Annotated in this window: 20 protein-coding genes, 1 tRNA gene and 1 pseudogene; 9 read left to right on the forward strand and 13 right to left on the reverse strand. The window is 66.8% G+C overall.

The annotated features are described in order from the left end of the window. Nucleotides 1–460: amidase family protein (locus tag RMO04_RS02825; protein WP_405041454.1), on the reverse strand; the 460-nt coding region annotated here is incomplete at its 3' end. 38 nt (nucleotides 461–498) lie between these two features. Here RMO04_RS02825 and RMO04_RS02830 point away from each other — a divergent pair. Beyond that, nucleotides 499–1,527, forward strand: a pseudogene (locus RMO04_RS02830) (amidase family protein); the annotation flags it as partial. Between the two features lie 63 nt (nucleotides 1,528–1,590). On the opposite strand, the gene RMO04_RS02835 reads toward RMO04_RS02830, so the two are convergent. Further along, entirely contained in the window at nucleotides 1,591–1,905 is a 315-nt protein-coding gene (locus RMO04_RS02835) for a hypothetical protein (RefSeq protein WP_309643280.1), read from the reverse strand. Nucleotides 1,906–2,025: 120 nt separating this feature from the next. On the opposite strand from RMO04_RS02835, the gene gatB reads away from it, so the two are divergent. Together gatB and RMO04_RS02845 are read left to right on the forward strand one after the other, a co-directional pair. Beyond that, on the forward strand, nucleotides 2,026–3,519 hold the full coding sequence (gene gatB / locus RMO04_RS02840; protein WP_309643281.1) for an Asp-tRNA(Asn)/Glu-tRNA(Gln) amidotransferase subunit GatB: 1,494 nt from the start codon (nucleotides 2,026–2,028) through the stop codon (nucleotides 3,517–3,519). A 61-nt stretch (nucleotides 3,520–3,580) separates the two neighbouring features. Next, nucleotides 3,581–4,390, forward strand: a complete 810-nt coding sequence (locus tag RMO04_RS02845) for a GNAT family N-acetyltransferase (protein ID WP_309643282.1) — start codon at nucleotides 3,581–3,583, stop codon at nucleotides 4,388–4,390. A gap of 6 nt (nucleotides 4,391–4,396) precedes the next feature. On the opposite strand, the gene RMO04_RS02850 is transcribed toward RMO04_RS02845, so the two are convergent. Beyond that, complete coding sequence (locus RMO04_RS02850; protein ID WP_309643283.1) at nucleotides 4,397–5,743, reverse strand: cytochrome P450; 1,347 nt, start codon at nucleotides 5,741–5,743, stop codon at nucleotides 4,397–4,399. A 122-nt stretch (nucleotides 5,744–5,865) separates the two neighbouring features. After that, nucleotides 5,866–6,366: an RcnB family protein gene (locus RMO04_RS02855; protein WP_309643284.1), complete on the reverse strand. Its 501-nt coding sequence runs from the start codon at nucleotides 6,364–6,366 to the stop codon at nucleotides 5,866–5,868. Between the two features lie 152 nt (nucleotides 6,367–6,518). On the opposite strand from RMO04_RS02855, the gene RMO04_RS02860 reads away from it, so the two are divergent. Then, on the forward strand, nucleotides 6,519–7,058 hold the full coding sequence (locus RMO04_RS02860; RefSeq protein ID WP_309643285.1) for a GNAT family N-acetyltransferase: 540 nt from the start codon (nucleotides 6,519–6,521) through the stop codon (nucleotides 7,056–7,058). Nucleotides 7,059–7,240: 182 nt separating this feature from the next. Then, a complete protein-coding gene (locus RMO04_RS02865) occupies nucleotides 7,241–7,510 on the forward strand; it encodes a sel1 repeat family protein (protein ID WP_309643286.1) in 270 nt (89 codons plus the stop codon). A 53-nt stretch (nucleotides 7,511–7,563) separates the two neighbouring features. Here RMO04_RS02865 and RMO04_RS02870 read toward each other — a convergent pair whose 3' ends face one another. Further along, nucleotides 7,564–8,253, reverse strand: coding sequence for a polysaccharide biosynthesis/export family protein (locus RMO04_RS02870; protein ID WP_405041455.1), 690 nt, complete (start codon nucleotides 8,251–8,253; stop codon nucleotides 7,564–7,566). Nucleotides 8,254–8,444: 191 nt separating this feature from the next. On the opposite strand from RMO04_RS02870, the gene RMO04_RS02875 reads away from it, so the two are divergent. Both RMO04_RS02875 and RMO04_RS02880 read left to right on the forward strand, forming a co-directional pair. Further along, entirely contained in the window at nucleotides 8,445–9,908 is a 1,464-nt protein-coding gene (locus tag RMO04_RS02875) for a GumC family protein (RefSeq protein WP_309643287.1), read from the forward strand. Nucleotides 9,909–9,975: 67 nt separating this feature from the next. Beyond that, complete coding sequence (locus RMO04_RS02880; protein ID WP_309643288.1) at nucleotides 9,976–10,677, forward strand: sugar kinase; 702 nt, start codon at nucleotides 9,976–9,978, stop codon at nucleotides 10,675–10,677. Here RMO04_RS02880 and RMO04_RS02885 read toward each other — a convergent pair. Genes RMO04_RS02885 through RMO04_RS02900 form a run of 4 tightly spaced genes read right to left on the reverse strand, consistent with a single transcriptional unit; the run spans nucleotide 10,674 to nucleotide 14,790 of the window. Beyond that, nucleotides 10,674–11,603, reverse strand: a complete 930-nt coding sequence (locus RMO04_RS02885; protein WP_309643289.1) for a glycosyltransferase family A protein — start codon at nucleotides 11,601–11,603, stop codon at nucleotides 10,674–10,676. The two genes, RMO04_RS02880 and RMO04_RS02885, sit on opposite strands and share 4 nt — an antisense overlap. After that, a complete protein-coding gene (locus RMO04_RS02890) occupies nucleotides 11,600–13,030 on the reverse strand; it encodes an oligosaccharide flippase family protein (protein ID WP_309643290.1) in 1,431 nt (476 codons plus the stop codon). Before RMO04_RS02890 ends, RMO04_RS02885 begins: the two co-directional genes overlap by 4 nt. A gap of 30 nt (nucleotides 13,031–13,060) precedes the next feature. After that, the gene (locus RMO04_RS02895) at nucleotides 13,061–14,620 is read right to left on the reverse strand and encodes an exopolysaccharide biosynthesis polyprenyl glycosylphosphotransferase (RefSeq protein ID WP_309643291.1); all 1,560 of its coding nucleotides are present in this window, start codon (nucleotides 14,618–14,620) and stop codon (nucleotides 13,061–13,063) included. A gap of 35 nt (nucleotides 14,621–14,655) precedes the next feature. Then, nucleotides 14,656–14,790: a hypothetical protein gene (locus RMO04_RS02900; protein WP_309643292.1), complete on the reverse strand. Its 135-nt coding sequence runs from the start codon at nucleotides 14,788–14,790 to the stop codon at nucleotides 14,656–14,658. Nucleotides 14,791–14,961: 171 nt separating this feature from the next. Here RMO04_RS02900 and RMO04_RS02905 point away from each other — a divergent pair, with 171 nt between their 5' ends. Together RMO04_RS02905 and RMO04_RS02910 are read left to right on the forward strand one after the other, a co-directional pair. Continuing rightward, nucleotides 14,962–15,600: a PEPxxWA-CTERM sorting domain-containing protein gene (locus RMO04_RS02905; protein WP_309643293.1), complete on the forward strand. Its 639-nt coding sequence runs from the start codon at nucleotides 14,962–14,964 to the stop codon at nucleotides 15,598–15,600. A gap of 219 nt (nucleotides 15,601–15,819) precedes the next feature. Further along, nucleotides 15,820–15,909: transfer RNA gene (locus RMO04_RS02910), tRNA-Ser, on the forward strand. Nucleotides 15,910–16,024: 115 nt separating this feature from the next. Here the strand turns inward: RMO04_RS02910 and RMO04_RS02915 are convergent. The 4 genes from RMO04_RS02915 to RMO04_RS02930 all read right to left on the reverse strand — a co-directional run bounded on the left by RMO04_RS02915 (nucleotide 16,025) and on the right by RMO04_RS02930 (nucleotide 18,444). Further along, entirely contained in the window at nucleotides 16,025–16,342 is a 318-nt protein-coding gene (locus RMO04_RS02915) for a hypothetical protein (RefSeq protein ID WP_309643294.1), read from the reverse strand. A gap of 394 nt (nucleotides 16,343–16,736) precedes the next feature. Beyond that, nucleotides 16,737–17,177: a potassium channel family protein gene (locus RMO04_RS02920; protein WP_309643295.1), complete on the reverse strand. Its 441-nt coding sequence runs from the start codon at nucleotides 17,175–17,177 to the stop codon at nucleotides 16,737–16,739. After that, a complete protein-coding gene (locus tag RMO04_RS02925; RefSeq protein WP_309643296.1) occupies nucleotides 17,174–17,662 on the reverse strand; it encodes a hypothetical protein in 489 nt (162 codons plus the stop codon). The genes RMO04_RS02920 and RMO04_RS02925 overlap by 4 nt, the downstream gene beginning before the upstream one ends. A gap of 371 nt (nucleotides 17,663–18,033) precedes the next feature. Then, nucleotides 18,034–18,444, reverse strand: coding sequence for a cupin domain-containing protein (locus tag RMO04_RS02930; protein ID WP_309643297.1), 411 nt, complete (start codon nucleotides 18,442–18,444; stop codon nucleotides 18,034–18,036). Nucleotides 18,445–18,505: the final 61 nt, after the last annotated feature.

The following is an 18,505-nucleotide window of genomic DNA, read 5'->3' on the forward strand; positions in this document are numbered from 1 at the left end:
CCGCCTCGTAGTCGGGCACCGGCTGATCGACGCTGGTCGAATCCTTCGGGTCGTGGCTCGCCATGTGGCGCAGCATGATGGCCGCGTCACGTACAGTCTTGGCAATGGGGCCGGCCTGGTCCAGCGACGACGCGAAGGCGATGATGCCCCAGCGCGAGCAGCGGCCATAGGTCGGCTTGATGCCGACGGTCCCGGTCAACGCCGCCGGCTGGCGGATCGAGCCGCCCGTATCGGTGGCGGTGGCAGCCAGGCACAGATCAGCGGCAACCGCCGCCGACGAGCCGCCCGACGAGCCGCCCGGCACGAGCTTGGCATTGTCGGCCTGGCCGTTGCGCGTCCGCCGCCAGGGATTGACCACCGGGCCGAAACAACTCGTCTCGTTCGACGAGCCCATGGCGAACTCGTCGTTGTTGAGCTTGCCCAGCATGACGGCGCCGGCATCCCACAGGTTCTGGGTCACCGTCGACTCGTAGGTCGGCGTGAAATCGCCGAGGATGCTCGAACACGCCGCTGGTGCCGGGTGGTTCGTCGGGCGGTTCGGCCGCGGCCGTGGCGGCGCAGCTTTGCTTAGGGGCGACCGCGACCGACACCGGCGGCTCGATCCGCCAGCCGGCGTCCTTCACCGGCACGGTGGGCATCAAGCCGACCTATGGGCGTTGCTCGCGCTGGGGCGTGGTGGCCTTCGCCTCGTCCCTGGACCAGGCAGGACCCATCGCCAAGACCGTGGAGGACGCGGCGATCCTGCTCACCTCCATGGCCGGTCATGATCCCAAGGACTCGACCAGTCTGAACGTCGAGACCCCGGACTTCGCCAGCTTCGTCGGCAAGTCGGTCAAGGGCCTGCGGATCGGCATTCCCAAGGAATATCGTGTCGACGGCATGCCGGCCGAGATCGAGAAGCTGTGGGAGCAGGGCATCGCCTGGCTGAAGGAGGCCGGCTGCGAGATCGTCGAGGTCTCGCTGCCCCACACCAAGTACGCCCTGCCGGCCTACTACATCGTGGCGCCGGCCGAGGCCTCCTCGAACCTCGCGCGCTATGACGGCATGCGCTTCGGCCTTCGCGCCGACGGCGGCAACCTGACCGAGACCTATGAGAACACCCGCGCGGCGGGCTTCGGGGCTGAAGTGAAGCGCCGCATCCTGATCGGCACCTATGTGCTCTCGGCCGGCTACTACGACGCCTACTATCTCAAGGCCCTAAAGGTCCGTCGCCGCATCGCCGACGACTTCGACCAGGCGTTCGAGAAGGTCGACGCCTTGCTGACGCCCACGGCGCCGTCGGCGGCGTTCGGCCTGGGCGAGAACGCGGCCGATCCGGTCGCCATGTACCTGAACGACATCTTCACGGTGACGGTGAACCTGGCGGGTCTTCCCGGCATGAGCATTCCCGCCGGCGTCGACGCCAAGGGCCTGCCCCTAGGCCTTCAGCTGATCGGCAAGGCGCTGGACGAGGGGACCCTGTTCTCCCTGGGCGGCGCGATCGAGAAAGCCGCCGACTTCCGAGCCAAGCCAGCAAAGTGGTGGTAGGGGCCTGAAACGCAAAACCCCCGCCGGGCGGCGGGGGTTTTTCTTGGTCAACCTGGGTTTGCCTTACTTGACCTTGTCGAGGTCGGCCTGCACCGCGGTCAGGATTTCCTCGGTCAGCGCGCCCTGCGACAGGGGCACCAGTTCGCGCAGGGTCATTTCCTTGAACTGGTCATAGGCCGGGTGCGCGACGAGTTGCGGAATGTGCTTCTCGACGATCGCCTTCGTGGTCGGGTTGCCGACCAGATCGACGATGGGGCTCTTTTCCACCGAGGGCGCGGCCGGAGCGGCGGCGGGAGCTTGCGCAAGGGCCGGAGCGGCGGCCAGCGCGCCGGCGCTGAGCGAGAGGCCGACCAGGCTGGCGGCGATGAATCTGTTCATGGGTGTTTCCTTATCCCCGAGTAGTCTTGAGGCGCGGATTTCGCCCATGTTCCGCGCCTGGCGCAAGGGATATCGCGCAGGCCGCTTTCGCTCGCCTGCGACCGGCGCTATTGGAGCGGCATGACCGATACGTTGCAAGTGATCGAGGGCCGCACCGGCCCGTGGGAACTGGTTCTGGGCCTGGAGGTCCACGCCCAGGTGGCCTCGAACGCCAAGCTGTTCTCGGGCGCCGCCGTGGGCTTCGGCGCCGGCCCGAACCAGCAGGTGTCGCTGGTCGACATCGCCATGCCGGGCATGCTGCCGGTGATCAATCGCCACTGCGTCGAGCAGGCGGTGAAGACCGGCCTGGGCCTCAAGGCTCAGATCAATCTGAAGAGCCACTTCGACCGGAAGAACTACTTCTATCCGGACCTGCCCCAGGGCTACCAGATCAGTCAGTTCAAGCACCCGATCGTGGGCGAAGGCGTGGTCACGGTGGAACAGGACGACGGTTCGACGTTCGACGTCCGCATTGAGCGCCTGCACCTGGAGCAGGACGCCGGGAAGCTGCTGCACGACCAGGACCCGCACTCGACCTATGTCGATCTGAACCGCGCAGGCACCGCCCTGATGGAGATCGTGTCGATGCCCGACATGCGCTCCTCGGCCGCGGCGGCCGCCTATGTGAAGAAGCTGCGCACCATCCTGGTCTACCTGGGCACCTGTGACGGCGACATGGAGAAGGGCAACCTGCGCGCCGACGTGAACGTCTCGGTCTGCCGTCCGGGCGCTTACGAGAAGTTCCGCGAGACGGGCAGCTTCAGCCACTTGGGCACGCGTTGCGAGATCAAGAACGTCAACTCGTACCGCTACATCCAGCAGGCCATCGAGTACGAGGCCCGCCGCCAGATCGAGATTCTGGAGGACGGCGGCAAGATCGACCAGGAGACGCGGCTGTTCGATCCGAACAAGCTGGAGACCCGCTCCATGCGCTCGAAGGAAGAGGCGCAGGACTACCGCTACTTCCCCGATCCCGACCTGCTGCCGCTGGACCTCGATCCGGCCTGGGTGAAGCGCATCGAAGAGAGCCTGCCGGAGCTGCCGGACGCCAAGAAGGCCCGGCTACAGTCTCAGTACGGACTGAGCGCATACGACGCCGGCGTGCTGATCATCGAGCAGGCGCGATCCGACTACTTCGAGGAAGCCGCCAAGGGCCGGGACGCCAAGCTGACCGCCAACTGGGTGACCAACGAACTCGCCGCCAAGCTGACGGCCGGCGGCCTGGACATCGGCGACAGCCCGCTGAAGCCTGATGTCATCGCCGAGCTGGTGGCGCTGATCGAGGAGGGCGTCATATCCTCCAAGATCGCAAAGGACGTTTTCGAGCGCATGTGGGCCGGCGAAGGCCGCCCGCGCGAGATCGTCGAGAAGCAGGGCCTGCAGCAGGTCTCCGACACCGGGGCGCTGGAGAAGATCATCGAGGACCTGATCGCCGCCAATCCGGGCCAGTCCGACTCGGTGAAGGAAAAGCCGCAGGCCATCGGCTGGTTCGTGGGTCAGGTCATGAAGGCTACCGGCGGCAAGGCCAATCCGGGGACGGTGAACCAGCTGCTCAAGGCGAAGCTGGGGCTCTGATCTCGTCTCCCGATACGAGAGATAGCGCCTCGCAGAGCAAGGTCGGTTGAGGGGCGAGCCCATGGATGAGACCGAAGAGCTGATCCAGCTTTGCGTGCGCGCCCTCGCCGCGCAGATGATCGCGGCGTCCGGGGCTGAACTGCATGTGACCCGGAACTGCATTCTGGGTCTGACCGACGAGCCGCTGGCCGACCACAATAGGCTGACCCTAGGCGCCGATCCCGACGCCGAGGGCTTCCTCATTCGATCGGTGGCGCGGGCCAAGGAACGAGATCGGCCGCTCACGGCCATCATGAGCCCCCGTGCGACGGAAGCCCTCGCGTCCGTCGCGACACGGCTGGGTCTCACCGCCGTCGGAACGGCGCCGCTCATGGTGCTCCGCCCGGACGTTTCCGTTCAGCCAAGCCGTCCCACGAAGATCGTCCGCGCGCTCGGCCCGGAGTTGGTCGCCATCGCAGGCGATCTGATCGCCGCCGCTTTCAGCGAGCCCCGAGATGTTATCTCCAGGTGCATCGAAGTTAGCATGACCGAGACCTCGGGCGTTGAGACCTACATCGCCTGGGGCGACGAAGGACCCATGTGCACCGTCTCCGTGATTCCAACGGGCGACACGGCGGCTATCACGCTTATGGCCACGCCACCTGGGCGCCAACGCAAGGGCGTGGGCCGCGCTCTGCTGAGTTCCGTGATCGACGACTATCGGCGTCGCGGCGTGGTGCGCTTCCACCTGGGCGCGACCGAAGCAGGCCGGCCGCTCTACGCTAGCCTTGGCTTCGAGCTCGTCGCCGACCTTTCCGTCTGGGTTTTGGAACGGTCTGTGTCGGGGCAGGGCCAGAAGGCCTTGGCCGAAGCAATTTCGGACATCCTCTAAGGTCGCTCAGCTCTCCGGCGTGAACTCGACGCCCAACTGCCGCACCGCGTGGACGAAATTGTTCGGGGCGATATCGATCTCGCCGCTCCAGCGGATGTCGGGGAAGCGGGCCAGGATTTGGCGATAGGCTTCCTCGAGCTGGATCTGCGCCACACGCTTGCCGATGCAGACATGGGGGCCATAGCCAAAGGCGATGTGCTTGTCGGCGTTGGCGCGGGTGACATCGAGTTGGTCAGGGTTGGCGAACACCGCGTCGTCGCGATTGGCGGCTCCGTAGTACATGATCACCTTCTCGCCCTCGCCGATCATCTGGCCGCCCAGCTGCACGTCGCGGGTGGCGGTGCGGCGCATGTAGATCACCGGGCTCACCATGCGGATGAACTCGTTGGCGGCGTTGGGAAGCAGGGACGGATCGGCGATCAGCCGCGCCTTCTGCTCCGGGAACTCGGTCAACAGCTTCATGGCGCCCGACAGCGTGTTGCGCGTGGTGTCGTTGCCGGCGAACACGATCAGCAGCCACGAGCCGTCCAGGTACTCGTCGGAGAGCAGCTCGCCGTCCACCTGTGCGCGGGCGATGGCGGACATTAGGTCGTTCTGAGGGTCGGCCCGGCGCTTGTGCAGCATCATCCGGCCGTACTCGAACATCTCCCCCACATTGTGGTTGAAGGCGTCGACGAAGGCCTGGATCTCGGGGGGCAAGTTGGCCATGTCGATGGGGCCGTCGCCGGGGGCCTGCTCGCGCGCCAGGTTCTGGGCCATCTCCAGGAAGTGCATCCAGCCCAGGAACTTGGGTCGGTCGGCCTCGGGCACGCCCAGGATCTCGCACAGGGTGTAGAGCGGCAGGTGGGCCGAGAAGTTGGCGACCAGGTCGCAGCGCCCCTTGCGCGCCATGTCGTCCAGCAGGCGTGTCACCTCGGCCGACACCCGGTCTGTCAGACCCCGCAGGTAGGACGGCGTGAAATAGGGCATGTGATCGCGGCGCAGCGCCATGTGCGTCGCGCCGTCCAGGTTGATCATGGCGTCCAGGCTGGCCTTGTGCAGCTGGCCGTGACGCGCCTCGGGCCCACCGTAGCCCATCAGGATGCCGCCCTTCTGAGAGGAGAAGGTGAGGGGATCGCTGTCGACGGTCATGACGTCGGCGTGGCGGGTCACCGCCCAGAAGCCGGGGCCGCCCATCGGCTCGGGGTGCCACATGACCGGCGCGTCGCGGCGCAGCCGCGCATAGTCGGCGAAGGGCTGGCCCGAGGTGAACCGCCGCGCGTCGGCGAGGTCCACGCCCGGGAGCGGTGGATAGGCGATGGGGTGGGCGGGACCGGCTCGGCCGTCCACATAGGTTTCGCTGACCAAGTCCATGGCGTCGTTCCTCCGCCTTGCCTAGCGCCAGGATAGCGACTTGGTCGGCGACCGAAAGCCTGACGCCACGGCGCCTGCGGCAACGAAAACGCCCCGGAGCGAGCTCCGGGGCGTGGATCGGTCTAGTTATTGGCGATGATGTCGAAGATCACGCCACTGGCGATGGCCGCCAGCAGGTAGTCGTCGCCCACCCGATACCAGGCATAGCCGCGCGGCGGCTGGCGCAGATGGTAGCGGTGGTAGTCCCGCACCACATAGCCGCGATAGTAGCTGGGCAGGTGCGAGCCCCGACGCCAGGCCGCGTACCCCGGGCGATACTGCGGGTGGCGGTAGTAGGCGGGCGGCGGCGGACCATAAGACCACCGGTTGTTGTAGTAGTACCCATTGTGGCGGCCGCGATCCCAGCTGCGATAGTCGCCGCGTCGGTCGTCTCGGCGGTCCCATCGATCTTCGCGGCGGTCCCTGCGGTCTTCGCGGCGGTCGCGATAGTCCTCGCGGCGGTCCCAACGGTCCTCGCGCTGATCCCAGCGGCCGCGATCCTGCGCGGCGGCGGTGGTGGCGCCGACGGCCATCGGGCCGGCGACCGCGGCGGCGACCGCCAGACTCAGAATGATGCGCTTCATGTCTTATGACCTCCTGTCGGAAGTTTGGTGTCCCAGGCGCTAACCTTGGCGTCCAGCGCCTGAACTCGACCTGAACGGAGCTGTCAGGTTGATGGTTGCGCGCACAGCGCCATCCGCCATCAATGGTTGGGCGGACGAAACGAGCGAGTCAGATGCTGACCAGCCGACTGGCGACCGAGGACGACTTGCCGGCCCTGCGCGAGCTGATGGCGCTGGCCATCGATGGCTTGCAGCGCGGATTCCTCAGTCCGGCCGAGATCGTCGCCAGCCGCGCGGTCATGGGTCTCGACACCCAGCTCGTGGCCGACCGGACCTACTTCATTGTCGAGGAGGACGGCGTGCTGGCTGGATGCGGAGGGTGGAGCCGGCGCGCGACCCTCTATGGCGGCGATCACAGCGCGAGTTTGCGTGACGCCGCGGTGCTGAACCCAGCTCAGGACGCGGCCCGGGTCCGCGCCATGTACACCCATCCGAATTTCGTTCGCCGCGGGGTGGGGCGGCTGATCCTCGGACTTTGCGAGACCGCCGCCCTAGCCGAAGGGTTCGAGCGCGCGGAGCTCATGGCGACCCTGGCTGGAGAACCCCTTTACCGGTCTTGCGGCTTCACGGAGATCGAGCGGACCGGGTCGGCGCCGATCGATGGGGTGGTCGTTCCCCTCGTCAGAATGGGCAAGAGTCTGCGCGGAATTTAAGACTCTCGATACGAAGCTTTCCCGGCAGTAAAAACGCCGAATAGTGGAAATCGACGCGTTAGATTCTCGTGGCCGCGCGAATTAACCCTATGTTTAGTGCGCATCGACTTTCTTGTGTCTCAGTGTGATCGGGCGCGGCGCCAGAACGGCTCCGGACCGGTCGGGGATAGGGGAACGATCTCATGCTTGCGAGCGTGGAAACCACCGAAGGCCTGCCTTTGCCGAGCGCGGACGCGTCAGGCGACGAGCTGTTCAAGATGGGCCTGTTGTATTCGACCGGCCAGGGCGGTGCGCCGCTCGACTATGTGTCGGCCCACATGCTGTTTAACCTGGCGGCCATGCGCGGCTCGGTCGAGGCCAAGGTCTACCGCAAGGAACTGAGCCAGGAGATGGCCTCCGACGAGGTCGCCGAAGCTCAGCGCCAAGCCCGCGAGTGGTTGGCCACCGGCTGATCTGCATCTGCGTGGAGTTCGGAGCCGGCGGCTGACACCGCCGGCCGCGCGCGTCAGTTGATGACGTTGGCGCCCAGGGCGTAGTTGAATCCGAACGTCACCGGCGACAGGTCTCGGAAGTACTGCTGGATGAACAGCGAGGCTTCCGCCACGCCGCTGCGCGGCACATAGACGATGTCGAACCGGCGCAGGGGCACCACGTCCGAGGCGCCGCTCTTCAGTCCCCGATACAAATTTGCCCGCCGCATCATGGCTCGCCCGTCCGGGCCGCGACGGATGATGATCACGCTGCTGCGATCGGCGCTGGTCTTGAAGTCTCCAGCTTGGATCACCGCGCGCAAGGCGTCGGAGTCCCCGGTCAGGTCGAACATGCCGGGCGTGCCGACTTCGCCGCCCACGAACACCTTCAAGGGCGCGGCCTTAGCCACCACGTCGACCTCCGGCCGCAGGAGCTGGCGCGAATAGGCTTGGGCCAGATCGGCCTGCAGCTCCGGAATCGTGCGATCGGCGGCCATGACCGTCGAGATCAACGGCAGCGAAATCCGCCCATCCGGCTGCACCGTCACCGTCTTGTTCAGCTCGGGCGCCGAGGGCAGGGAAACCTCGATCTCGTCGCCGGGATAGAATCGATAGTCCGGCTCGTAGTCGCTCCAGGTCGCATAGGGGATATCGCTGAAGGCCCGGCCACGGGGCGCGGGCTCGTCAGTCGGCCCCAGCAGGTCCATCCTTGGAATGCGCGGCATGGCGCAACCGCCCAGGACGAGACTGGCGGCGGCGACGAGGGCGAGCGCGAGGGGCGTGCTGGTGCGCATGTCCGGAAGGTTAAGGAGAATGGGTAACGGAGTGTTAATCGCGCGCCGCCACGGTCGATAACAGTTGGTGGGATAGGGATTCTATGGCCGCGCCGGGCGCTTGGACAGCTAGGACGCATGACGTGCCGCCGCGCGCCGACTGGGCCGCGCGGCCACGTTACGCCGTGTCGGACTTCGCCACGCTGTTGTGGCGCGAGCGCTATCTCATGGCCGCCATCTTCTTGATCCTCTTCATCCTGGGCGTCGGCGCGGCGCTTACGATGAAGACCACCTATCCCGCCCAATCCAGCGTCCTGGTCCGGCTAGGCCAGGAATACGTCTACGAACCCCGGGCCGGCGACGCCGGTCGCGGCGCGGTGCTCGACTCCGACCAGGTTATCCAGTCGGAGACCGCGATCCTGGGCGCCAGCCAGCTCAAGTTGCGCGTGGTCGAAAAGCTAGGTCTGTCGCGGACCTATCCGAAGTTGGCGGCGAAGTACGCCGCCGCGGGACCTGACGAGAAGCGCAAGATCATGAGCTCGGCGGTGCGCAGTATCGAATCGAGCCTGAAGATCGAGACCGCGCCCCAGACCCCGATCATTCGGGTGAGCTTCACCCATGAGGACCCGGAGGCCGCCGCCCTGATCCTCAACACCCTGCTGGAAGAGTATCTGATCTACCGCCGCGCGGTGCTTTCGGATCCGAACTCCCCGGCCTTGGAACAGCAGCGCCGCAATTTCGAAACCCGGCTGGCCCAGGCCGACGCTGCCTATGAGGACTTCCTCAACAACAACCGGATCGGCGACTTCGTGGCCGAGAAGGCCTCACTGTCGCAGCTCCAGGCCCAGATCGAACAGCAGAAGTACCAAACCGACGCCCAGCTCCAGGACCGCATCGGTCGCCTCTCCACCCTCTCCAGCCAGTTCGGCCAGATCGCGCCCGAGGTCGGGCTCTACCGCGACGTCTCCAGCGCGCCGGGCGAGAAGCTGGTCTCGCTCAAGATCCAGCGGGAAGACCTGCTCTCGCGCTATCGCACCGACGCCCGGCCCGTTCAGGAGCTGGACGCCCAGATCGCCCAGCTCGAGGCCGGCATCGCGGCCGGCCGGACCTTGGCCGAGGGCGCGCGGCGTTTCGGGGTCAATCCGGTCTACCAGACGGTTCAGACCGAGAAGATCCAGCTCACCGCCGAGGTCAACGCCCTGCGTCAATCGCAGGCGGAACTGGTCTCGCAGATCGAGCAGGTCACCCAGCGGCGGCTGAAGCTGGCGGAGTTGGAGCCCAAGTTCCAGGAGCTGAGCCTGGACCGCGACGTTCTGCAGGCCAATGTCCGCGACTTCTCCGTCAAGGAAGAACAAAGCCGCGCGGCCCAGGAAATCGCCTCGCGGACCAACGACAATATCCGCATCGTGGCCCGCGCCACGCCGCCCACCAAGGGCAAGAGCCTGCGCAAGCCCGCCGTGATCCTGGCCTTCCTGTTCGCCGGCTTCACCGCGCTCAGCGCGGGCCTGCTGCGGATGTTCCTGCGGCCCGGACTGCCCACCGCCCAGTCGGCCTCGCGCACCCTCGACCTGCCGGTGCTCGCCGCCGCCCCGCTGAAGGCGCGATAGAGCCCGTGGTATGTTCCCGGTGACTCTGGGTTAGCTTCGACAAACTGCGCGTGCGGCGATTCGAGAAATGTTGGACCTGACCGCCGAGATGGCCGAACTCTGGGCGTCGCTTGGCGCGCCCGCGGCGGGTCGTGCCCGGGTGATCCAGATCGTCGCGGCGCGGCGGGGCGAAGGCGCGTCCTCCGTCGCCCGCGAGCTCGCTCTTCACGCCGCCAAGCGCGCCGGGCGCTCGGTCTGGCTCGTCGACCTCGATCTGCTGGCCTCGGCCCAGCATGCCGCCATCGCCCAGGCCCACGAGCGTTACGGCAAGTTGGGGGAAGCTGCCGCCGCAAGCCCCGACGGCTCGATCTTCTTCACCGTGCAGCCGCCCCTGCGGCAGGCCGACGGCCAGCCCTGGCCCAACTCCCGCTATCTGGTGGCGCATCGCGTGGGCGCGGCGCGCTTCTGGGTGACCCGATTCCGGCGCGACGCCCTGAAGGGCGGCCAGACCGTCCATGTCCTACCCACGGGCGACTACTGGAACGCCCTGCGCAAGTTCGCGGATGTGATCATCGTCGACGCGCCGTCGCCGGAACGCTCGCAGGCGGCGCTGACGGTCGCGCCGTTCATGGATCAGACCGTGCTGGTGGTCGCCGCCGACGAGGCCGACGTGCGCGCGCCGGCCAAGCTGCGCGATGCCATCAATGGGGCAGGGGGGAATGTGGCGGGGCTGTTCTTCAACCGGGGCACGGTTGAGCGGCCGGGCTTCCTGAAGGCGATCCTGCCCTAGACGGCTTCCACGTAAAGGGCGGCGCGATAGAGCCGCATGGCGAAGGCCCGCGTCTTGAGGGGCGCGCCTTCGAACAGGGCGTAGAGCTTCAGCGCCGGCCGCCAAAGGCCGCGCAGGGGTGCATGCTTGAGCACCTTGGCCACCTTGTAGCTGGGATAGTTGGCGACCACCGCAGGGTGGGCGGCGATGACACGGGCGAAGTTCGCGGCCGACTGCTCGTACTTGGCGGCCATGGCGGGCGCGGTGTCGAGCCCCAGGTGCGTGGCGGTGTTGTCCACGTGCAGGATCGGCCAGCGGCGGGCCACGCGCATGCCCCACTCGACGTCCTCCCAGCCCCAGCCGGCGAAACCCTCGTCGAAGGCCTCGCCCTCGAAGACGTCGCGACGCACCAGCAGATTGGAAGTGAAGACGTGCTTGGCCGGATTGCGCGCCCGGCAATCGGCGGTCAGGCAGTCGGAGTGCGAGGCCATGGCCCGGTGCAAAGCGTGTGCGGGCTGCTGCGGGGTCTGATGGAGCGAGAAGCCGCCGAACGCCACCGGCGGGTCCTGCCGCGCCACCACCTCCAGCCAGTCTCGCAGGAATCGGTTGCTGTCGGGCAGCATGTCGCTGTCGAGGAACAGGAATCGCGCCGCTCGGGCGTGAGCGACCAGGCGGTTGCGCCCCTTGGCGCGGCCGACGTTCTCAGCCAGGCGCACGAACCGCGCCGGGAAGGGCAGGGCGACGACGGCCGCCGCGACCCTGGCGGCCAGGGCGTCATCGCCGGTGCCGTCGTCGAGGATGACCAGTTCGACGTCGCAGGGCTCACGACCCAGCGCCGCCAGCAGGGGTGTGGGGTCGTCGCCCTTGAAGGGGATCAGGATCGACAGCGCCGCGGCGCCTGACGACCAGGCGGCGTTCTCGCTTACGGTTTCGCCAGGGCTGCTCACGTGGCGTTCCGTGCGCGCAAGGCCTGCAAGGCGCCCAGGGCGCGGCTGCGCAGATGGCCGGTGTCCAGAAGCCCGACGATCAGGCCATAGGTCAGCCCGCCGGCCGCGGCCTTCAGCGCCAGTTCGGGAAAGCCACCCAGGGCGGGAACGCGGGTCACCACCAGGGCCATGGCGGCGCAGGCGCCCAGCGTCTCGCCCACCACGCGCCACGGGATAGGCAGGGGCAGGACCTTGCGCGCCAGAACAATGGCGACGATCACGCCCAGGGCGTAGCTGATCACCGTCGACCACAGCGCCCCGTCGATCCCCATGCGTGGGATGAGCACCAGGTTGAGGCCCAGATTGGCCACGGCGGGCACCACCATGGCGATCAGGGCCAGGCCGCTGCGCCGCCCCAGCAGGAAGGCTTCCGAGAAGTAGTAGGTGTTCAGACCCGCCAGCAGGCCGCCCAGGGCGATCAGCGGCGTGACGTGGGCTGCGCCGGCGGCCATGGCGGGTCCGATCATCAGCTCGGCCAGCGGGCGCGCGACGAGGGCCAGGCCGACGGCGGCGGGAAGTGTCAGCAGCAGCATGACCGAGAACTGCTCGCGCGCCGCGACGACCAAAGCCTCGCGCCCGCCACGTTCTAGGGCCATCACCATGGCCGGCGCGCCGGCCGCGCCCAGCCAGATGAAGGCGACATCCAGGGTGCGGTTCGAGAGGCTGTAGCCGGCGTGATAGACCGCGACCGCCGAGCTATCGAGGAAGGCCGCCAGCAGGAAGCGGTCGGTGGTCGAAAGCACCACCGCCAGGATCAGCGAGGCGGCCAGCGGCACACCATAGGCCGCATGTTCCCGCAGCCGCGCGGGTTCGTATCGCCCGCCCTTGGCCTTGGCGAGCTCGGGGCGCGCGCAGAGCGCCGCGGCGATCAGGGCCGCCAGTCCGAAACCGATCAGAGGCGCCGCGCCACCCAGGCCGGCATAGGCCAGGCCCGCCCCGAAGATGAAGGCGCCCAGCGTCTGGATCAGCTCCAGCATCGCCGAACCGCTGACTTCCCCGGCCGCTCGGCGGCGTTCCTGTCCCAGCCGGGCGAAGGTGCGCGGGACCAGCGAAACCAGGCCCGCGATCACGGCGAGCTTCAGCGACCCGCTCATGGGCCAGAGCGCGGCCGCCAGGACGGCCACCGGAATGACGACCAGCAGCCCCAGCCACGCGCGGTAGACGGTTGCGGCATGGTCCGCCCCGCCGTTGCGATGGGACTCACCAGCCCAGAACCGGCCGACCGCCGCCTCGTTCCAGGTGAACATCGCGGTGTGCGCCAGGGTCATGACCGAAAGGCCGAGCGCGTAGTCCCCGAACTGCCCGGGCGTCAGGACCCGAGTGAACAGGACGATAGTCAGCAGGCCGACAAGGCCCTGCACGATGTTGACGGGCAGATACCCGAGCATTCCGCGCCAGAACATCGCCGCGGACCCCCGCTACCGAACGGTGTCGGAGTCGCCCAGCAGGCAGGGCACGGTCATGAGCATGATGTAGAGGTCGATCCAGAAGGACTGGCGTTCGATGTACTCGACGTCCAGTGAGACCCGCTGCTTGACCAGGTCAGGCGTGTCGATGGCGCCGCGCGAGCCGTGGATGGCGGCCCAGCCGGTCATGCCGGGCTTCATGCGATGGCGGTGGGCGTACTCGGCGACCAGCAGATGGCTTTCCACATCGCCGGTCTTCATGCCGATGGCGTGGGGGCGGGGACCGACCAGGGACATCTCGCCGGCCAAAACGTTGAAGAGCTGCGGCAGTTCGTCGAGGCTGGTCTTGCGGATGAAGCGACCGACCCGGGTGACGCGGTCGTCGCCGACGCTCACCTGGCGGGCGGCCTTGGCGTCAGCGGCCTCGATCCGCATCGAACGGAATTTCCAGACCACGATCTCTTCGTTGTTGAAACCGTGGCGACGCTGGCGGAACAGCGCGGGACCCGGGCTGTCCATGCGCACGGCGACGGCCACGAACAGCATCAGCGGGCCGAAGACGATCAGGGCGATCGTGCCGATGACCAGGTCCTGAACCCGTTTGGCCAGCGCCTTGCCGTGATCGACCTGACTGCCGGAGATCCGGGTCAGAGGCAGGTCTGCGATGCGGCCGATGGCGACTGATTCCTCGGCGGCCCCGTCGCGGTCCAGCAGAAGGGTGATCTCATTGGGCAGCACTTCCAGTCGCGCCAGCAGGGCGCGAACGCGATCGCGGGCGCCTGACGGCACGGTGACCACGATCCGGTCCACATAGGGCATGATCCGGTGGTCCAGCAGCGCCTGGGTGTCGCCCAGCACGGGGACGTCACGAACACGCTTGGGCGCGCGGGCGGCGCGGTCGTCGAAAATGCCCAGCACGTTGGCCTCGCGGTTCTTAAGAACCGCGCCGATCAGGCGCTCGGCCGCGCCGGTCGCGCCGACGATGACGATGTTGGGCGTGAGGCGGCCGTTCGCTCGCCAGCGGCGAACGTTCAGCCACCAGACAGCGTGGGTCAGGACCATGCCCAGCACGGCCAGCGGGGTCCACAGTCCAAGCGCGGCGGCCAGGGGCGACAGCCCAACGAACGGCGCGGCCACGGCGAAGCAGGCGGCGGTCCCGACAGCCACGGCGACCGTGACCCGGGTCAGGTGCAGGGCCAGGTCTTCGCCTCGGCCCAGACGATAGGTGTCAAAGAGCTGCAGCCCGACGAAGGCGGCCAGGCCCGCGGCCGCATGCATCGGCGATACGCCCGTCGCGCCGGACAGCGCCTGGGCCACCAGCGCCGCGCCGATCAGGGCCAGGCCGTCCCCGGCTTGGAAGAACCGCGTCAGCATCCGGCCCGAAAGCCTCGTGCGGGTCGGACTCAGGCGCTCGGGCCGAAGGGGGCCGCGGCGTTCGCCCCACAAATCGTCGGCCGGACCGATCGAGTCGTCGGCGGGCTCCTCGGACGTGGGCTGACGTTCCAGTTTGACGGCGGTGGGCATGAACGACCAGGGGCGGATGCGGCGGAAGGTGGCGACAGCTTGCCACACCGGGCCTCAGCGACCGGTTAACGCTGAGGCGTCGCTCACCCGAAACTGAGCACCCAAGCCAGGAGAACCAAGGATCCCGCCAACAGGGCGGCGAGGAACAGGCGTGTCGGCGTCAGGAGCGGATCGCGCCGGTCGGACGAGGACTTGTAGGTGACGGGGAGGCGCGACATGGGGTCAGCATAACGAAGTTCGGTAAACGACTTACCTGCAATTCCTCAATCTTTTCACGCCTATAGCGTGTAGGGGGCTGTGGATGATCGTGGTCCTGATAGCGGCGGAATTGCGGCGAGATGGCGCCGGGCTTGCGAGGACGGGTTGTCAAACAACCCTGGAGTCCCCCCATGAAACAGTTCGCCGTGCTTACCGCAGGTCTCGTCCTTCTCGCCGCCCAGCCGGCGTCGGCGGCTGTGACCCAGATCATGACCCCAGACGTGGCCTACACCTCGTCCACCGTCCTGTTGCCGATCACCGCGGCCGACTTCACGTCGGTCTCCAGCGTCACCGACGGCATCCTGACCGTGACGTTCGATACCTCGGAAGCCCGTACGGTCGGCTCCGGCTGGTCCACCTGGGGTTCGCCCCCGGACACTGAGGGTTCGACCCCGAAGATCGCCTACACCAACGGCCTGACCACCATCACCTTCCAGTCCAGCGCCCCGATGGGCATCTTCGGCTTTGAGGTCGAGGGCAATCCGTTCGACGTGCGCAACTTCACCGTCGACTACTATCTCGGAGCCACCCTGCAGGGCTCGATCAGCCGCGCGGTGAACGGCAGCGCCGGCGCCCGCCTCATGGCCGCCTCGGGCACGTTCGACCGGGCCGTGGTCAGCAGCGACACCGACTTCGCTTTCGGCCAGGTTCGCTACGGCGTCTCGGCCGTGCCGGAACCGGCCACCTGGGCGATGATGATCATCGGCTTCGGCGCCGTTGGCGGCATGGTGCGCAACCAGCGTCGTCGTCAGACCCTGGCCTTCGCCTAAGCTTTCGAGTTTCCGCGTAACGACGGCGCCGTCGGTCCATGACCGGCGGCGCTTTCGTGTTCGCGTCGGCGCCCCCACAACCAAATTCGCATCGCCGCGTTGCCCGTTCCTAAGCCTTCGGCTATTAGAACCGTCCCTTCGGAGGGACGTGCGGGCGGGACGATCCAGCCGACCGCGAAACCTGCGCCGGGCCGGGAGAAAACCCGGATAAAATCAGATGGTGACGTGGCCGAGTGGCTGAAGGCAACGGTTTGCTAAATCGTCATACGTGAAAGCGTATCCAGGGTTCGAATCCCTGCGTCACCGCCACTTCCCTCGGGAAATGAAAGACTTAGCGGACCGTTTTTCATCTACCCCACAATCACACCCACATCCGGCTGGCCATAGCGGGCGGCTGGTTCTCGGTGGTGCGCGATGTAGTCGCTCAGTGCGCAAGCACGTTCATGCCGCCTGCAGAAATATCGTTGGTCGGCGTCACCCCGGCCATCAGGCAGTCATCGGCCTTCAGGCTGACCCGGCGAGGACGGTGTCTGTTGGAACACCAAGCGCGGCCACCAGGCGTCCGAAGGCACGCACGGTTGGTTGACGTGCCTCGCTCCAGATAGCTACGGCAAACGCGCTGCAGCCCCGCTTCGTGGGCCAGGTCTTCTTGCGGCATGCGTCGGATCTCGCGCGCTTCACGCGCGTCCTGAGCAAGGAGTCGCACCAAATCCATCGCTGAAGTTGGCGCGAACAGCTCCAAATAGCCGCTCAGGCCTCACTAACAGACCGGGCCTCGCCCTGGTCTCGTCGGAATGACGTTCATGTGGTGCTGAGAACCTGCGCTAACACCCGTCAGGGGATCGTTGCGGCCGCCAGAACGGGTGCGCGTCTCCTTGCCTGAGGGTAAGTCATGAGGCCGGGCGGATTTGCCTCCTGCCGGACCCGACCTCCGGGGTGGGGGTCCCACGTCTGCGCGCACGCACCGTACCCCACGCTCCGAGGAAATTTGCGATTTCGGCGCAATGGCGCCTGAGGCGCGCGGACATCAGAAAAGGAGCGAAAGTCGCAGCACTTGGAGAAGGTCCGCTGAGGGCTCCTAGCCGTCATTCCCAAGCCCCGTTTGCGGGGGCCGGCGGCCAGCGGCGGCGCATGTCCTAGGGCGGGTCGTCGCGTTCGAGCTCCGCCAATCGGCCAACGATTGAAACAAAGAAGGCGGTCGACCACCCAAGTAGAATGATGCCGTTGACACCCTCTATTGCGCCAACGATGCGCCAGGCGGGAGACAGCACCAGATCGCCATAGCCGATCGTCGCGTAGGTCGAGGTCGAAAAGTAGAGCGCGTCCTCGAAGGCCGGGAACTCGCCCACGAGTGCGTAGACGGTCGCATAGAGCCAGATTTCAACGCCGTGGAGAGCAATCAACGCAAAAACCGCAACGAGTACGAGAAGCGCCTGATTGAGCCGTACATGCGGCGTTCTCACGCGCTTTCCGTGTGCCTGAATGAGAGCGATCAGACCCGCGAGGCCGGCAAGGTGTAGGAGCGCGGTGAAGCCTACGAGCAGAGTCGCGGCGAACAGTTGCCAGAACAGGCTCATTTCGCGCGGATCACTGAGACAGGGGCGCCGCTTAAGGGTGCGACGCCCATGCGCATTTCGACATTGAGAGCCCGCGCCGTCTCGAAGAAGCGTGCCAGCCCGTCGGCGTCGTACTCTGTGAAATCTGACAGGCTGAGGCCGTTGACCGTCTGCCCTGGACGGTCGCGATAGTCGTTCAGGCGGACCCAGACGCGGCCCTCGAAGTGCTTGGGGACGGCGCGCCCTTGGGCGTTGCCTACGCCCTCGCCCGCCACGATCTGGAAGCGCTGCATCATGTGGCGCGGAAGGCGCAGACTTGGATCGCAGTCGATCGCCACTTGATGCGAGCCGGTGTCATAGCTGGCGGGCCTCAGCTTCGAAAGCCGGACGGGAGAGCACGAGATCATCACCTCCACCACGAAGTTGGCGTGATCCGTCCGGGTCAGGCGCAACCTCCGCTTATGAGGATGCTGCTGCGTCCCTGGCTCGTCATTGACGAAGATCACGTTCTCCCAGCAAGACACACACCGGCGCCGGCGTCTTGGCCACCTGCCACCGGAGAGACTGATGTCTTGGCGGATTGGCCTGGCGACAGCATTCGTCTTGGTGTTCGCGAACCCCGTGTTGGTCGCCCGCGCCCATCCGATCAGTTTGAGAGTCACCAACCAATCGTTGGCAAAGGAGGTCTGCTTTTAGACCATCGCCAATCTTCCGCTTGTGGCGCACTCCGGTCACGAGGTTCGAAGGTTCCTATTCCTCGTACTCCCAGCGATTTGAGCCTCGGCCTTGGGCTCATTGCAGCCGCGGGGTCACTTAGCGGCGATAGATGAACTAGAGTTGGGCGTCAGGCTCGCGCCGCCGCGAGGGCCTCCACCCTTCACTTGACGATTTCCAGCAGCGGCTTTCCCTTCTCAACGAAATAGGTCGCCAGTTCCGCGCCGTTCCCGCTGCCGACATTCTTCGCCGAGTGGACCTTCCCGGCTGGAATGAAGAGCACGTCGCCGGTCTTCACGGTCACGGGCGCCATGCCCTCGACCTCGTACTCAAGGACGCCTTCCAGGACATAGATGATCTCCTCACCGGGGTGGCGATGGACGACGCTCGTCACGCCGGGGTCGAGTTCGACCTTGGCCTGGATGACCTCCCGACCAGGAGCACTCAGGTCATGGCGCTGGTAGTCGGTGCGCCGGACACCGGACGCCTGGGCCTGGGCCTGGGCGTGAGCCGTGAGCGGCCCCAAGCCGCTCAACACCAACGCGCAGGCTGTCGCCACTAAGATTCTAGGCATGTCTGCCTCCTTTTCGGTTTGGAAGTGTCGGGCGTGCGGCGCCCGCGCTGGCGGACGCCGT

Origin of the sequence: Phenylobacterium sp. (genome assembly GCF_031412415.1) — a bacterium.
Lineage (GTDB): Bacteria > Pseudomonadota > Alphaproteobacteria > Caulobacterales > Caulobacteraceae > Phenylobacterium.

Bases quoted from the DNA above. Each gene is read 5' to 3' on its own strand.
- RMO04_RS02835 (WP_309643280.1), bottom strand. From the start codon at position 1,905: ATGAACAGATTCATCGCCGCCAGCCTGGTCGGCCTCTCGCTCAGCGCC.
- gatB (WP_309643281.1), top strand. From the start codon at position 2,026: ATGACCGATACGTTGCAAGTGATCGAGGGCCGCACCGGCCCGTGGGAA.
- RMO04_RS02845 (WP_309643282.1), top strand. From the start codon at position 3,581: ATGGATGAGACCGAAGAGCTGATCCAGCTTTGCGTGCGCGCCCTCGCC.
- RMO04_RS02850 (WP_309643283.1), bottom strand. From the start codon at position 5,743: ATGGACTTGGTCAGCGAAACCTATGTGGACGGCCGAGCCGGTCCCGCC.
- RMO04_RS02855 (WP_309643284.1), bottom strand. From the start codon at position 6,366: ATGAAGCGCATCATTCTGAGTCTGGCGGTCGCCGCCGCGGTCGCCGGC.
- RMO04_RS02860 (WP_309643285.1), top strand. From the start codon at position 6,519: ATGCTGACCAGCCGACTGGCGACCGAGGACGACTTGCCGGCCCTGCGC.
- RMO04_RS02865 (WP_309643286.1), top strand. From the start codon at position 7,241: ATGCTTGCGAGCGTGGAAACCACCGAAGGCCTGCCTTTGCCGAGCGCG.
- RMO04_RS02870 (WP_405041455.1), bottom strand. From the start codon at position 8,253: ATGCCGCGCATTCCAAGGATGGACCTGCTGGGGCCGACTGACGAGCCC.
- RMO04_RS02880 (WP_309643288.1), top strand. From the start codon at position 9,976: ATGTTGGACCTGACCGCCGAGATGGCCGAACTCTGGGCGTCGCTTGGC.
- RMO04_RS02890 (WP_309643290.1), bottom strand. From the start codon at position 13,030: ATGCTCGGGTATCTGCCCGTCAACATCGTGCAGGGCCTTGTCGGCCTG.
- RMO04_RS02900 (WP_309643292.1), bottom strand. From the start codon at position 14,790: ATGTCGCGCCTCCCCGTCACCTACAAGTCCTCGTCCGACCGGCGCGAT.
- RMO04_RS02905 (WP_309643293.1), top strand. From the start codon at position 14,962: ATGAAACAGTTCGCCGTGCTTACCGCAGGTCTCGTCCTTCTCGCCGCC.
- RMO04_RS02920 (WP_309643295.1), bottom strand. From the start codon at position 17,177: ATGAGCCTGTTCTGGCAACTGTTCGCCGCGACTCTGCTCGTAGGCTTC.
- RMO04_RS02930 (WP_309643297.1), bottom strand. From the start codon at position 18,444: ATGCCTAGAATCTTAGTGGCGACAGCCTGCGCGTTGGTGTTGAGCGGC.